We start from the raw sequence: 13,931 nt of genomic DNA, 5'->3' as shown, positions 1-13,931 counted from the left end.
AATATTGCCGGATAGCGGCGTTTTGCCTTATCCGGCCTACATGCGCGGGTGCCACTACACGATTTACATCATTACCACGTCAAACTGCTCCTGGTTATAGAGCGGTTCGACTTGTACTTTAACCTGTTTGCCAACAAAGATTTCCACTTCCGCCAGCGCATGCGACTCTTCCCCTTTCAGGGTTTCAGCCACTGCCGGAGATGCGTACACCAGGAAACGATCGGAGTCGTAAGCATGGTGCACGCGGACGATTTCACGCATGATTTCATAACATACGGTTTCGACCGTTTTCACCGTGCCACGTCCGTGGCAGGTTGGGCACTCGTTACACAGCACATGCTCCACGCTTTCACGCGTGCGCTTACGTGTCATCTCTACCAGGCCCAACTGTGAAAAACCGTTAATGCTGGTTTTTACGCGATCCTTGCTCAGGGCCTGTTCCAGAGAGTGCAGCACCCGGCGACGGTGATCTTCATTATTCATGTCGATAAAATCGATAATGATTATGCCGCCCAGATTACGCAGACGCAGCTGACGTGCAATAGCCTGCGTTGCTTCAATATTAGTATTAAAGATAGTGTCATCGAGATTACGATGCCCAACAAATGCACCCGTGTTGATATCTACGGTGGTCATGGCTTCAGTTTGATCGATAATCAGATAACCGCCGGATTTCAGCTCAACCTTGCGCTCCAGCGCACGTTGGATTTCATTCTCAACGTCGAAGAGATCGAAAATCGGTTGGCGTCCACTATAGTGTTCCAGCTTGCTGGTCATCTCCGGGATATATTCCGCAGTAAATTCCAACAATGCTTCATAAGTCAGACGGGAGTCGACGCGAATTCGGTCTAACTGAGCATCGGCAAAATCACGCAGAACGCGCTGTGCCAGCGCCAATTCACCATACATCTGGTAGCGCGTTTGTGGGCGCTTCTTACGCTCCATGACCTTCGTCCAGACGCGCTTAAGGTAAGCGGCATCAGAGGCAAGGTCTTCTTCACATACACCTTCAGCCGCCGTGCGAATGATGAATCCGCCCTGCTCGTCGCAGTAATCCGCCACCACCTTTTTCAGGCGTTCGCGTTCGGTTTCACTCTCGATTCGCTGAGAAACCCCCACGTGCGAGGCGCCAGGCATAAAGACAAGATAACGGGAAGGAAGCGTGATATCCGTCGTCAGACGCGCGCCTTTCGTGCCCAGAGGATCTTTTACCACCTGTACCATCAGGTCTTGCCCCTGACGCACCAGTTCGGAGATATCGCGCACAGTGAACTGTTTTTGTTCTTCACCCGCTACGCATTCGGTATGCGGCATGATGTCTGATGCGTGGAGAAATGCGGCTTTATCCAGCCCAATATCTACAAAAGCCGCCTGCATACCCGGAAGTACACGACTTACACGACCTTTGTAGATATTGCCTACGATTCCGCGTCGCGCCTCACGTTCAATATGAATTTCCTGCAGAATACCGCCATCAATGTACGCCACCCGCGTTTCCGATGGCGTTACGTTTACCAACAATTCAGCCGTCATGTTTATCCCTTTTCTCACGCAGTGCGTTAAAATTGCTCAGCAACTCATACGTTTCTACCAGCGGTAAGCCGACTACGGCGTGATAGCTGCCATTTATCTTCCTGACAAAACAGCCACCCAACCCTTGAATACCGTATGCACCTGCTTTATCCATAGGCTCACCGCTGGCAACATAACCGGCGATGTCCTCATCTGTTAGTACTCTGAATGTCACTTCCGTCACCACCAGACAGTCCAGGCTGTGCTGGCGATCGGCTAATGCGACAGCCGTCATGACCTGATGCGTTTTGCCTGACAGTTTGCGCAGCATCTCTGCTGCATGGCCGACATCATGTGGTTTTTCCAGCACTTCGCCATTAAGGATAACAATGGTATCCGCCCCCAGCACAGGTAAATCGCGCTCAGCCAGCGCTACACCCGCCTGCGCTTTTTCACGCGCCAGGCGAATAACATACTGCTGGGCGCTTTCCTGCGGGTGCCGCTGTTCCTCAATTCCAGGAACCAGTCGTGCGAATGTTACGCCAAGCTGAGCCAACAGTTCCTGACGACGTGGGGAACCTGAAGCAAGATACAGAGTATTCATATCAACCTTATTGCACCGCAAACTGCTGGCGAACTTTACGCATCAGTAAGAATAGCCATGGCCAAAGCACACCATTTACTACACTACTCCAGAACACTTCAGGTCTGAAAGAAACGTTGATCACTAAAAACTCGGCCCAGAAAACAATAATATCCACGACCAGTGATAACAACATGACCACCAGCGCCTGCTGCCAGAGCGCGAGGTTACGGAAGAGCTGGAATTTCAGTGCGACCAGATAAGCAATGATACTCATCGACAATGCCCGCACACCAAGCGTAGAGCCACTAATGAGATCCAGTATGGCACCCACGACAAATCCTGTGCCCACATTTACGCGATGCGGCAGCGCCAGGATCCAATACAACAGGATGAGTAGCACCCAGTTTGGCCGGTAAACAAGAATGTCGTCCGGCCAGGGCATGACTTGCAGTAAAAGTGCAATAAGGAACGAGAGCCAAATAACCCAACGTCCCTGACTACGATAGCTTGCCACTTACTGCCCTCCCGGCTTACGCAGAGCAGGTTGTGACGGCGTGGTTGTTGCAGGAACCGGCGTTACGCCTGTTGCAGGAGCAGACACTGGCGCAGGAGGCCCCATGGCATCCGGTGCAGGCAGAACTTGCGGCATCATTTGCATCAGACGTTCATTAGCTACACGGTGCACTTCTTCTGGCGTCATCGGGTTAGCGCCATTGCGATCGGCTCCCCACAGCAGCAGAAGATAACGCAAACGCTGTAAACCCGCAGTCGGACGCGCCTGAATCACGGTGTATGCACGCTGGGTATCCAGCTTCACAGAGGAAACGACACCGACTGGATAGCCTTCAGGGAAACGCCCACCCAGACCGGAGGTCACCAGCACGTCACCAACGCGAATGTCAGTATTGGCAGGCAGGTGTTCGAGCTGAAGATCGTCCGTACAGCCGTTACCGGCAGCAATCACACGGATATCGTTACGCAATACCTGGATTGGCAGTGCATGCGTCGCGTCACAAATCAGCAGTACGCGGCTGGTCAGTTTTGCCACCGCAACGACCTGGCCTACTACACCTTTATCGCTGATAACTGGCTGACCTTCATAAACGCCGTTAACACTCCCTTTGTCGATCACAACCTGATCGCTGTAAGGATCGTTAACCGTTGAGATGACCTGCGTCACCATTTTTTGTTCGTCCTGGCGCAGCGGTGATCCCAGCAGCTCACGCAAACGCGCGTTCTCCTGTTTATATTGCCCCAGCATCAGCAATTCACTGTTTTTCAGCAGCAACTCCTGACGCAGCGCCCGGTTTTCAAGTTCGAGTTGGTCACGAGAAGCCAGCGTTTGCGACACGCCGTCGAGTAATTCACGGGGACCATTAGAGATAAAGTAGAAAGGACTGACGGCGGTATCCATGTACGTTCGGATTTGACTAAACGTACCCAGGCGGCTGTCGGCAATAATAACGCCGAGCGCCACCAGCACCGCCAGAATAAGGCGAATCTGTAGCGACGGGCCACGGCTAAAAATTGGCTTCATAGTCTATGCGTATTCTCGCATCAGAGCGGAAGAGCAACCCATGGCTACCCTTCCTGCATCCGATTACTCTTCGCTGAACAGGTCGCCGCCGTGCATATCGATCATTTCCAGTGCTTTACCGCCACCGCGAGCCACACAGGTCAGCGGATCTTCGGCAACAACAACTGGAATACCGGTCTCTTCCATTAACAGGCGGTCAAGGTTACGCAGCAACGCACCGCCGCCGGTCAGGACCATACCGCGTTCTGAGATGTCAGACGCCAGTTCTGGCGGACACTGTTCCAGTGCAACCATCACCGCGCTTACGATACCGGTCAGGGGTTCCTGCAGCGCTTCCAGGATCTCGTTAGAGTTCAGGGTAAAGCCACGTGGAACACCTTCTGCCAGGTTACGACCGCGAACTTCGATCTCGCGAACTTCGTCGCCAGGATAAGCCGAACCGATTTCGTGCTTAATACGTTCCGCGGTAGCTTCACCGATCAGAGAGCCGTAGTTACGGCGAACATAATTAATGATGGCTTCGTCAAAGCGGTCACCACCAATACGCACAGAGGAGGAGTAAACTACGCCGTTCAGAGAGATAACGGCGACTTCAGTAGTACCACCACCGATATCGACAACCATTGAGCCGGTTGCTTCAGAAACTGGCAGGCCCGCACCGATCGCTGCCGCCATCGGCTCTTCGATCAGGAACACTTCACGTGCACCTGCACCCTGAGCGGATTCACGGATGGCACGGCGTTCAACCTGAGTTGCTCCAACCGGTACACACACCAGTACGCGCGGGCTTGGGCGCATGAAGCTGTTGCTGTGCACTTGTTTGATAAAGTGCTGGAGCATTTTTTCAGTCACGAAGAAGTCAGCGATAACGCCGTCTTTCATTGGGCGAATTGCAGCGATATTGCCCGGCGTACGACCCAGCATCTGCTTCGCATCATGACCTACTGCAGCCACGCTTTTCGGCGAACCGGCACGATCCTGACGAATGGCCACTACGGAAGGCTCATTCAATACGATGCCTTGTCCTTTTACATAAATAAGGGTATTCGCGGTACCCAGGTCAATGGACAGGTCATTGGAAAACATGCCACGAAATTTTTTCAACATACTAAGGGATAATCCTGAAAGCTGGGGCGGAAAACAAAATCCGCTTACTTTACCAACCACACGCAGCAGCGACAAGGCGCAAAAATCATCTGCTACGGTGAAAATTAGTGCAGTTCGTTTCCTTTGTTACAAAACCGGCCTGAGTCCATCAGAGCTGAAAAACTCAGCAGCAGTCCTCGCTTTTGTTTGCAACCTGTCAAAGGTCATTCACCTGCATGTTTGCTGTTACAACCTGGCGAGCAGACAAGCACACCCCCAGAAGGCACAGCGCGCGTTATTCTACGTGAAAACAAATTAAACGGCAGGTTAAACCGAGTATCTTTGCGAATATTTTTTCACGTTTGTGTCAAGTGGCTGTGATGCGGCAAAAAAATCACCCTGCCCACCCGCGACTCCACGTTCTGTCAGGGTATGCCACTCGCTGCGCGAACGAACACCCGTGGCATAAACCTGTGTTGGCGTTCCGGTACACGTCTCTACCAGGCTCTGAACAAGCAACTGATTTTCCGTTCGCTTATCAATGTTTCTCACCAGGCTGGGATGAAGCTTCAATAATTCGACATTGAGCTCTTTGATCCAGCTGGTACTCACCAACGTTAAACCTGCCTGCGTAACGGCGATACGTACGCCAAGCGCATCCATCAATCGGATAACCGGTTGTAACCGGCTGATGTGTTGACAAACATCCGCCTCAGCAAGTTCAATAATTATGCGTTTACGTAACGATTTTTCGCACTGCATCAGCGTATCTCGCAGCCAACGCTGAAAACGTGGGCGGATTAGCGATTCAACCGTCGTCTGCATCGCCAGATTTTCCTGCGGCCAGTAACCCAAAAGCAGGATGAGACGGCTGATCTGCAGACGGTCATACTCTTCTGCCAGACCAAATTGCAGCACCATCGGCATATATTCCGCCGAGATGACCTCTTCGCTGCCATCGAAAATACGGCACATAAGCTCGCGATGGTGCACCCGCCCTTCACGCGTTACGGCAGGTTTTTGATAAATTCGCGGTCCGCCCCGACTGAGCATCTGCTCAATCAGCGTTCGCCAGCGCACATTGCCCCGGCCTTTTTCCGGCAGAGAGTCGTCATACACCGACCAACTGTTCCCGCCTTGTAATACTGAATTCCGGGTGGCCGCTTCGGCGTGATCCATAACTTGTTCAGTCGATTGACCGCTGCGACAGACACAAATGCCAATATGAACCATATCGGCACGATCGATCATTTTGTTAGCCGGAAGTGCATCCACCGCCTTTAAGAGTTGCCCGGCAATGCTTTCCGCTTCTTTTAACGTGCGGTGTGGCAGCAGGATGGCAAAATCGCTTCGGTGGTAACGCGCTAACAGTGCGCCCGGATAGCGCATCATAAAGGTAGACAACAAATTGATAAGCGTTGAAATTTGTTCTTCCGCCTGGGTAATGCCCCAGCTCTCGCGTAGCAGCGTAAAGTCCGGCAGACGAACCATCATCACCACACCATGCGAGCCTACCTTTTCCTGATCTTCCAGCAGCGTCGCCAGTTGGTTATCAAAGAACAAGCGGTTGCTCAGTCCCGTTTTTGTATCCTGAGCAACATAGGAGCGAATAAGCGTATCCAGCCTGCTGCGCTGCTCACGAGCATTTTGAATTTCGGTCAATAGCATGTCGAGCGCACTACTGGTACGCGCTGGCCACTCATAGACCGTTCCTCGCACGTTTGGCCCGCGTTCACCGTTGAGGATCCGCGTTGAACGAATCTCCAGTAGTTCTTGTCCGGAAAGTTGACGCTGGAGCCAGCGCACCGACAAAAACAGCATCAGGATAATAAAGCCTATCGATAGCGTGAGCGGTGCCGTGGTCATCAACGAATGGAAATAGTTGCCCATCGGATCCTGGTAAACCATACGCAGCGACATCCCCGGATGCTTGACCAATGGCACGGTGAGATCGCGATAAAGGTTATTCGTCCCCGCCGGGCGGTAGCTACTGGTTCGGGAATGGCTATAAACAACGCTGCCACCCTGAAGCAATTCAATACGGACGATATCAACCGAAATCATCAATTCATCAATTTGCGGCGTTAAGGACACGACATCTCTGGTGACCAGATGGGTATCGATCGCCGTCGCGACGGCATGGACGCGGGTGGTGAACTTATATTGAATAGCGTTATAGAAACTCAGCGAGCAACCTATCAGCGTCACGAAAATCGTTAACCCGGTAAGCAGCGTGACAAAGGCTGAAAATTTCGTCGTTAATCGCATCCTTGTGTTAACTCCGACAGTAATGAATCAGGTATGAAAGTGAAAAAGCGACACGAAAATGCAAAACTGAACGCGAAATCCGTCAATTTACACAAACAATGTGGGCATACTACCAAATCAGGTATATCTGGCAATTTATTGCGCAGAATCGGCATCATGTTTTAATTAGCGAGTATAGTCTTCACAGATAATTTTCCAATCCACTATATGAATTGAGGACAGGTTATGCAGGCTTTGATCTTAGAACAGCAGGACGGAAAAACCCTCGCATCCGTTCACCCCCTCGACGAAAATCAGCTACCTGAAGGCGATGTGACGGTGGATGTTCACTGGTCGAGCCTGAACTATAAAGATGCCCTCGCCATCACCGGCAAGGGTAAAATTATCCGCAATTTTCCGATGATTCCTGGTATCGATTTCGCCGGTACCGTACGCACAAGTGAAGATCCTCGTTTTCATGCAGGCCAGGAAGTCTTACTGACCGGATGGGGCGTGGGTGAGAATCATTGGGGTGGGTTGGCCGAACGCGCACGTGTTAAAGGCGATTGGCTGGTTGCGCTGCCAAAAGGGCTGGACGGTCGCAAAGCCATGATCATTGGCACCGCCGGTTTTACCGCGATGCTGTGCGTCATGGCGCTTGAAGATGCCGGTATCCGCCCGGAAGACGGCGAAATCGTCGTCACCGGTGCCAGCGGTGGCGTAGGCAGTACTGCCGTTGCGCTGCTGCACAAACTGGGTTACCAGGTTGCGGCAGTATCGGGCCGCGAAAGCACCCACGACTACCTGAAAAGCCTGGGAGCCAACCGCATTCTGGGCCGTGATGAGTTTGCTGAATCTCGTCCGCTGGAAAAGCAACTGTGGGCGGGTGCTATTGATACCGTTGGCGACAAAGTGCTGGCAAAAGTACTGGCGCAGATGAACTATGGCGGTTGTGTTGCCGCCTGTGGTCTGGCGGGCGGTTTTGCGCTACCCACCACGGTGATGCCGTTTATTCTGCGCAACGTGCGCTTACAGGGCGTCGACTCCGTGATGACGCCTGCGGCGCGTCGTGCGCAGGCCTGGCAACGTCTGGTAAACGACCTGCCAGAGTCGTTCTATACCCAGGCAGCGACAGAAATCACGCTTGCCGATGCACCGAAGTTCGCCGATGCCATCATCAATAACCAGGTGCAGGGCCGTACGCTGGTGAAGGTGAAATAAAACAATTCGCAGATACAAATTTACATTTAATTAACTAAATTTCTCTGCACATTGACGGACTCCCTGCCATAGTAACTACGCGCCAGTATGAGCCTTTGCGCGTATGTCGGGAGTCCGTTATGAATAAAATACGTCCATTCACTGAAGCCGATGTAACAGCCGAGTCGGCTTTTTTTATGCAGCGCCGCCAGGTGTTGAAAGCGCTGGGTATCAGCGCCGCCGCGTTGTCTTTGCCCTTTTCTGCCGAGGCCGATCTTCTGAGCTGGTTTAAAGGCAATGACCGTCCGCCCGCGCCTGCCGGTAAACCCCTTGATTTCACCAAGCCGGCAGCCTGGCAAAATACGCTTCCTTTAACACCAGAAGATAAGGTTTCTGGCTATAACAACTTCTACGAGTTCGGCCTCGACAAAGCCGATCCTGCAGCCAATGCCGGCAGTCTGAAAACGGATCCCTGGACGCTGAAAATCAGCGGTGAAGTCGCTAAACCGTTGACGCTCGATCATGATGCCTTAACCACCCGCTTCCCACTGGAAGAACGTATATATCGAATGCGCTGTGTTGAGGCCTGGTCGATGGTCGTACCGTGGATTGGTTTTCCTTTACATAAACTGTTGGCGCTGGCTGAACCCACCAGCAATGCAAAATATGTCGCGTTCGAAACTCGCTATGCCCCCGAAGAGATGCCGGGACAAAAAGATCGCTTTATTGGCGGTGGGTTAAAATATCCTTATGTTGAAGGGCTACGTCTGGACGAGGCCATGCATCCGCTCACGTTGCTTACCGTGGGCGTGTACGGCAAGGCACTTCCTCCACAAAATGGCGCCCCTATTCGCTTAACGGTGCCATGGAAATACGGGTTTAAAGGCATTAAGTCGATCGTCAGTATTAAACTGACGCGTGAACGCCCGCCAACCACCTGGAATATGGCTGCGTCCGATGAATACGGTTTTTATGCCAATGTGAATCCTCATGTCGATCATCCCCGCTGGTCACAAGCGACTGAACGCTTCATCGGCGCGGGCGGCATACTGGATGTACAGCGCCAGCCCACGCTGCTGTTTAATGGCTATGCAAAGGATGTTGCTTCCCTGTATCGAGGTCTCGATCTGCGGGAGAATTTTTAAGTGCGCCTGACTGCAAAACAGATGACCTGGCTGAAAGTTTGCCTGCATCTTGCCGGACTTTTACCGTTTCTCTGGCTATTTTGGGCGGTAAATCATGGGGGACTGAGCGCCGATCCGGTCAAAGACATTCAGCACTTTACCGGTCGGACAGCTCTGAAATTCCTACTGGCTACCTTGCTGGTCGCGCCGTTGGCGCGCTACGCTAAACAGCCTTTATTGATACGCACTCGCCGCCTGTTAGGGCTATGGTGTTTCGCCTGGGCGACGTTACATTTAACCAGCTATGCGCTACTGGAATTAGGCATTAATAACCTGGCATTGCTGGGGCGGGAACTGACTACCCGACCTTATTTGATGTTGGGTATTATCAGTTGGGTCATTTTATTCGCCCTCGCCTTAACCTCTACACAGGCAGCCCAGCGAAAACTGGGCAAATATTGGCAGTATCTGCACAACTTCGTCTATCTTGTGGCGATCCTGGCACCCATACATTATTTGTGGTCGGTAAAAATTATCTCTCCGCAACCGATTATTTATGCCGCACTTGCAGCGGTGCTGTTAGCCTGCCGCTACAAGAAGTTTCGCCAGTGGTGGCGGTAGTTTCACGTTATGTGCAGTATGTTGCAAAACACGGACGAACCCATGTTCTTTACATGTCAGCGGTTGATTATCTTCCCTGATAAGACCAGTATTTAGCTGCCAATTGCTACGAAATAGTTATAATGTGCGCCTTTGCTCTCCCCGGTAGCGTTTTTACAGCGCAGAAAGGGTGACAATCGTATATTGAAGGTATATTTTGTCTTTTACCCGAAAATGGCAGAAGATAGCCGCACAATGACTAACAAGTCTGGCAATCTCATATAATGGCCGCAGCACGCAGTGCAACGCCAGAGATGCGTGGCATCTTGTCACTCACTGTTATAAAAATGCTATACAGACGGCGGTAAAACGCCTGTCACAATCTCACTAAACAAAGAGTACGGAACCCACTCATGGATATTCGTAAGATTAAAAAACTGATCGAGCTGGTTGAAGAATCAGGCATCTCCGAACTGGAAATTTCTGAAGGCGAAGAGTCTGTACGCATCAGCCGTGCAGCGCCAGCTGCAAGTTTTCCAATGATGCAACAGGCTTATGCTGCACCAGTGATGCAGCAGCCGGCTCTGTCTAACGCTGTTGCACAGACTGCCACTCCAAGTATGGAAGCGCCGGCAGCAGCGGAAATCAGTGGTCACATCGTACGCTCCCCAATGGTTGGTACGTTCTACCGCACCCCGAGCCCAGACGCGAAAGCGTTCATCGAAATCGGCCAGAAAGTCAATGCGGGCGATACCCTGTGCATCGTTGAAGCCATGAAAATGATGAACCAGATCGAAGCCGACAAATCCGGCGTAGTGAAAGCGATTCTGGTAGAAAGTGGTCAACCGGTAGAATTTGACGAGCCGCTGGTCGTCATCGAATAACGAGGCGAACATGTTGGATAAAATTGTCATCGCTAACCGCGGCGAGATTGCCTTGCGTATTCTTCGTGCCTGTAAAGAACTGGGCATCAAGACTGTCGCTGTGCACTCAAGCGCGGATCGCGATTTAAAACACGTATTGCTGGCGGATGAGACGGTCTGTATTGGCCCGGCGCCGTCCGTTAAAAGCTATCTGAACATCCCGGCAATCATTAGCGCCGCTGAAATCACCGGCGCAGTGGCAATCCACCCGGGTTATGGCTTCCTCTCTGAGAACGCCAACTTCGCTGAACAGGTAGAACGTTCTGGTTTTATCTTCATCGGCCCGAAAGCTGACACTATCCGTCTGATGGGTGACAAAGTGTCCGCGATTACTGCGATGAAGAAAGCTGGCGTACCGACCGTTCCAGGTTCTGACGGCCCGTTGGGCGACGACATGGACGCTAACCGCGCTCATGCCAAACGCATCGGCTATCCGGTAATCATCAAAGCCTCCGGCGGCGGCGGCGGACGCGGTATGCGCGTCGTGCGCAGTGATGCTGAACTGGCGCAATCCATCTCCATGACCAAAGCGGAAGCGAAAGCAGCTTTCAACAACGATATGGTCTACATGGAGAAATACCTGGAAAACCCACGCCACATCGAAATTCAGGTGCTGGCTGACGGTCAGGGTAACGCGATTTATCTGGCTGAACGTGACTGCTCCATGCAGCGTCGTCACCAGAAAGTCGTCGAAGAAGCACCTGCGCCGGGTATCACCCCGGAACTGCGTCGCTATATCGGCGAGCGTTGTGCCAAAGCCTGTGTTGATATCGGCTATCGCGGGGCAGGTACTTTCGAGTTCCTGTTCGAAAACGGTGAGTTCTACTTCATTGAAATGAACACCCGTATTCAGGTTGAACACCCGGTCACTGAGATGATCACGGGCGTTGACCTGATCAAAGAACAGTTGCGTATCGCTGCTGGCCAACCGCTGTCCATCAAGCAGGACGAAGTTGTGGTTAAAGGCCATGCGGTAGAATGCCGTATCAACGCCGAAGACCCGAACACCTTCCTGCCAAGCCCGGGCAAAATCACGCGTTTCCACGCGCCGGGTGGCTTTGGTGTACGCTGGGAGTCTCATATTTACGCAGGCTACACTGTACCTCCGTACTATGACTCAATGATCGGTAAGCTGATTTGCTACGGTGAAAACCGCGACGTGGCAATTGCCCGTATGAAAAACGCATTGCAGGAACTGATCATCGACGGTATCAAAACCAACGTTGATCTGCAGATCCGCATCATGAATGACGAGCACTTCCAGCACGGTGGAACCAACATCCACTACCTGGAGAAAAAACTCGGACTTCAGGAAAAGTAAGCACGCGTTAACCGAAAAGGCCGGAAATTCCGGCCTTTTGTTTTTCTCCCCTCCCGTACGTGCCATAAGGTACAATCCCCGCTTTCTTTATCCACAAGGGACAAAAAATGGACGCTCGTTTTGTTCAGGCCCATAAAGAGGCGCGCTGGGCGCTGTGGCTGACCCTTTTCTATCTTGCCACATGGTTAGTGGCCGCTTACTTACCAGATTCAACGCTGGGTTTTACCGGCTTACCGCACTGGTTCGAAATGGCCTGCCTGCTTACGCCGCTGGTTTTCATAGTACTGTGCTGGGCGATGGTGAAGTTTATCTATCGCGACATTCCGCTGGAGGATGACGATGCAGCTTGAAGTGATTTTGCCGCTGGTTGCCTATCTTCTGGTGGTGTTCGGTCTCTCTGTTTACGCCATGAGAAAACGCACGACCGGCACTTTCCTGAATGAATATTTCCTCGGCAGCCGCTCGATGGGCGGGGTCGTATTGGCCATGACGCTAACCGCAACCTACATTAGCGCAAGCTCCTTTATTGGCGGTCCCGGTGCGGCATACAAATACGGACTAGGCTGGGTGTTGCTGGCAATGATCCAGTTACCCGCCGTCTGGCTTTCGCTGGGTATTCTCGGTAAGAAATTCGCTATTCTGGCACGACGCTATAATGCCGTAACCCTCAACGATATGCTGTTTGCCCGCTATCAAAGCCGGTTACTGGTCTGGCTGGCGAGCCTTAGCCTGCTGGTCGCCTTCGTTGGGGCGATGACGGTACAGTTCATCGGCGGCGCACGTTTGCTGGAAACTGCCGCGGGCATTCCGTACGAAACTGGCCTGCTGATTTTTGGCGTCAGTATTGCGCTCTACACGGCGTTTGGCGGATTCCGCGCCAGCGTACTGAATGACACGATGCAGGGTATGGTGATGCTGATCGGTACGATCGTCCTGCTGGTAGGCGTCGTCCATGCTGCCGGTGGCCTTAGCCATGCGGTTGAAACCCTGCAAACCATCGACCCTAAACTGGTATCACCACAAGGCGCAGATGACATTTTGTCACCCACATTTATGACATCGTTCTGGGTGCTGGTGTGCTTTGGCGTGATTGGACTGCCGCATACGGCGGTACGCTGCATCTCCTATAAAGACAGCAAAGCGGTACACCGTGGGATTATTATCGGCACCATCGTGGTGGCAATCCTGATGTTTGGTATGCATCTGGCGGGTGCGTTGGGACGTGCGGTTCTCCCTGACCTGACGGTACCAGATCTGGTGATCCCGACTCTGATGGTAAAAGTTTTACCACCGTTTGCCGCCGGGATCTTCCTGGCCGCGCCGATGGCTGCGATCATGTCGACGATCAATGCCCAATTGCTGCAAAGTTCCGCTACGATCATTAAAGATCTTTATCTGAACATTCGCCCGGAACAACTGAAAAATGAAACGCGTCTGAAGCGCATGTCCGCTGTGATCACCTTACTGCTGGGTGCATTACTGCTGCTGGCCGCCTGGAAACCACCAGAGATGATTATCTGGCTCAACCTGCTGGCGTTTGGCGGGTTGGAAGCGGTCTTCCTGTGGCCACTGGTGCTGGGCCTGTACTGGGAGCGGGCGAACGCCGCAGGCGCATTGAGCGCCATGATTGTCGGCGGCGTGTTGTATGCCGTCCTCGCTACCTTTAACGTTCAGTACCTGGGCTTCCATCCGATCGTGCCCTCGTTGCTGATAAGTTTGCTGGCTTTCCTGGTCGGAAACCGTTTCGGTTCTACCGCCCCGCAAGCTGCCATATTGACTACTGATAAATAAAGAG

13 protein-coding genes are annotated in these 13,931 nt (G+C 52.4%); 7 read left to right on the top strand and 6 right to left on the bottom strand.

Annotated features, from left to right (window positions below):
* Positions 1-63 precede the first annotated feature (63 nt).
* The 6 genes from rng to csrD form a co-directional block, all read right to left on the bottom strand.
* Entirely contained in the window at positions 64-1,533 is a 1,470-nt protein-coding gene (gene rng / locus OGX95_RS10295; protein ID WP_003828822.1) for a ribonuclease G, read from the bottom strand.
* On the bottom strand, positions 1,523-2,116 hold the full coding sequence (locus tag OGX95_RS10290) for a Maf family protein (protein WP_286629358.1): 594 nt from the start codon (positions 2,114-2,116) through the stop codon (positions 1,523-1,525). The genes rng and OGX95_RS10290 overlap by 11 nt, the downstream gene beginning before the upstream one ends.
* A gap of 7 nt (positions 2,117-2,123) precedes the next feature.
* A complete protein-coding gene (gene mreD / locus OGX95_RS10285; protein WP_103928680.1) occupies positions 2,124-2,612 on the bottom strand; it encodes a rod shape-determining protein MreD in 489 nt (162 codons plus the stop codon).
* Positions 2,613-3,635 (bottom strand): rod shape-determining protein MreC, encoded by a 1,023-nt coding sequence (gene mreC, locus OGX95_RS10280; protein ID WP_286629357.1) that lies wholly within the window; start codon positions 3,633-3,635, stop codon positions 2,613-2,615.
* A 63-nt stretch (positions 3,636-3,698) separates the two neighbouring features.
* On the bottom strand, positions 3,699-4,742 hold the full coding sequence (gene mreB / locus OGX95_RS10275; RefSeq protein WP_000913396.1) for a rod shape-determining protein MreB: 1,044 nt from the start codon (positions 4,740-4,742) through the stop codon (positions 3,699-3,701).
* A gap of 306 nt (positions 4,743-5,048) precedes the next feature.
* Complete coding sequence (csrD, locus tag OGX95_RS10270; protein ID WP_286629356.1) at positions 5,049-6,989, bottom strand: RNase E specificity factor CsrD; 1,941 nt, start codon at positions 6,987-6,989, stop codon at positions 5,049-5,051.
* 225 nt (positions 6,990-7,214) lie between these two features.
* Between csrD and acuI the strand changes: the two genes are divergently transcribed.
* The 7 genes from acuI to panF all read left to right on the top strand — a co-directional run bounded on the left by acuI (position 7,215) and on the right by panF (position 13,927).
* On the top strand, positions 7,215-8,189 hold the full coding sequence (acuI, locus tag OGX95_RS10265; RefSeq protein WP_286629355.1) for an acrylyl-CoA reductase (NADPH): 975 nt from the start codon (positions 7,215-7,217) through the stop codon (positions 8,187-8,189).
* A gap of 119 nt (positions 8,190-8,308) precedes the next feature.
* Positions 8,309-9,313 (top strand): protein-methionine-sulfoxide reductase catalytic subunit MsrP, encoded by a 1,005-nt coding sequence (gene msrP / locus OGX95_RS10260; RefSeq protein WP_286629354.1) that lies wholly within the window; start codon positions 8,309-8,311, stop codon positions 9,311-9,313.
* Positions 9,314-9,913: a protein-methionine-sulfoxide reductase heme-binding subunit MsrQ gene (msrQ, locus tag OGX95_RS10255; RefSeq protein ID WP_286629353.1), complete on the top strand. Its 600-nt coding sequence runs from the start codon at positions 9,314-9,316 to the stop codon at positions 9,911-9,913.
* Between the two features lie 392 nt (positions 9,914-10,305).
* Positions 10,306-10,776, top strand: a complete 471-nt coding sequence (gene accB, locus OGX95_RS10250; protein ID WP_005121378.1) for an acetyl-CoA carboxylase biotin carboxyl carrier protein — start codon at positions 10,306-10,308, stop codon at positions 10,774-10,776.
* A gap of 10 nt (positions 10,777-10,786) precedes the next feature.
* Entirely contained in the window at positions 10,787-12,136 is a 1,350-nt protein-coding gene (gene accC, locus OGX95_RS10245; protein ID WP_003828838.1) for an acetyl-CoA carboxylase biotin carboxylase subunit, read from the top strand.
* A 107-nt stretch (positions 12,137-12,243) separates the two neighbouring features.
* The gene (locus OGX95_RS10240; RefSeq protein ID WP_096755460.1) at positions 12,244-12,486 is read left to right on the top strand and encodes a YhdT family protein; all 243 of its coding nucleotides are present in this window, start codon (positions 12,244-12,246) and stop codon (positions 12,484-12,486) included.
* Positions 12,476-13,927 carry a sodium/pantothenate symporter gene (panF, locus tag OGX95_RS10235; protein WP_271449004.1) on the top strand — a complete coding sequence of 484 codons (1,452 nt, stop codon included), beginning with the start codon at positions 12,476-12,478 and terminating at the stop codon, positions 13,925-13,927. Before OGX95_RS10240 ends, panF begins: the two co-directional genes overlap by 11 nt.
* Positions 13,928-13,931 lie beyond the last annotated feature (4 nt).

The organism is Citrobacter sp. Cu233, assembly GCF_030332225.1.
Taxonomy (GTDB): Bacteria; Pseudomonadota; Gammaproteobacteria; order Enterobacterales; family Enterobacteriaceae; genus Citrobacter.
The sequence above is the reverse complement of the archived record's forward strand: the minus strand, read 5'-3'. Positions and strand labels throughout refer to the sequence as shown.

Coding starts and splice junctions, on each gene's coding strand:
- rng (WP_003828822.1), bottom strand. CDS start 1,533: ATGACGGCTGAATTGTTGGTAAACGTAACGCCATCGGAAACGCGGGTG.
- OGX95_RS10290 (WP_286629358.1), bottom strand. CDS start 2,116: ATGAATACTCTGTATCTTGCTTCAGGTTCCCCACGTCGTCAGGAACTG.
- mreC (WP_286629357.1), bottom strand. CDS start 3,635: ATGAAGCCAATTTTTAGCCGTGGCCCGTCGCTACAGATTCGCCTTATT.
- mreB (WP_000913396.1), bottom strand. CDS start 4,742: ATGTTGAAAAAATTTCGTGGCATGTTTTCCAATGACCTGTCCATTGAC.
- csrD (WP_286629356.1), bottom strand. CDS start 6,989: ATGCGATTAACGACGAAATTTTCAGCCTTTGTCACGCTGCTTACCGGG.
- acuI (WP_286629355.1), top strand. CDS start 7,215: ATGCAGGCTTTGATCTTAGAACAGCAGGACGGAAAAACCCTCGCATCC.
- msrP (WP_286629354.1), top strand. CDS start 8,309: ATGAATAAAATACGTCCATTCACTGAAGCCGATGTAACAGCCGAGTCG.
- accB (WP_005121378.1), top strand. CDS start 10,306: ATGGATATTCGTAAGATTAAAAAACTGATCGAGCTGGTTGAAGAATCA.
- accC (WP_003828838.1), top strand. CDS start 10,787: ATGTTGGATAAAATTGTCATCGCTAACCGCGGCGAGATTGCCTTGCGT.
- OGX95_RS10240 (WP_096755460.1), top strand. CDS start 12,244: ATGGACGCTCGTTTTGTTCAGGCCCATAAAGAGGCGCGCTGGGCGCTG.
- panF (WP_271449004.1), top strand. CDS start 12,476: ATGCAGCTTGAAGTGATTTTGCCGCTGGTTGCCTATCTTCTGGTGGTG.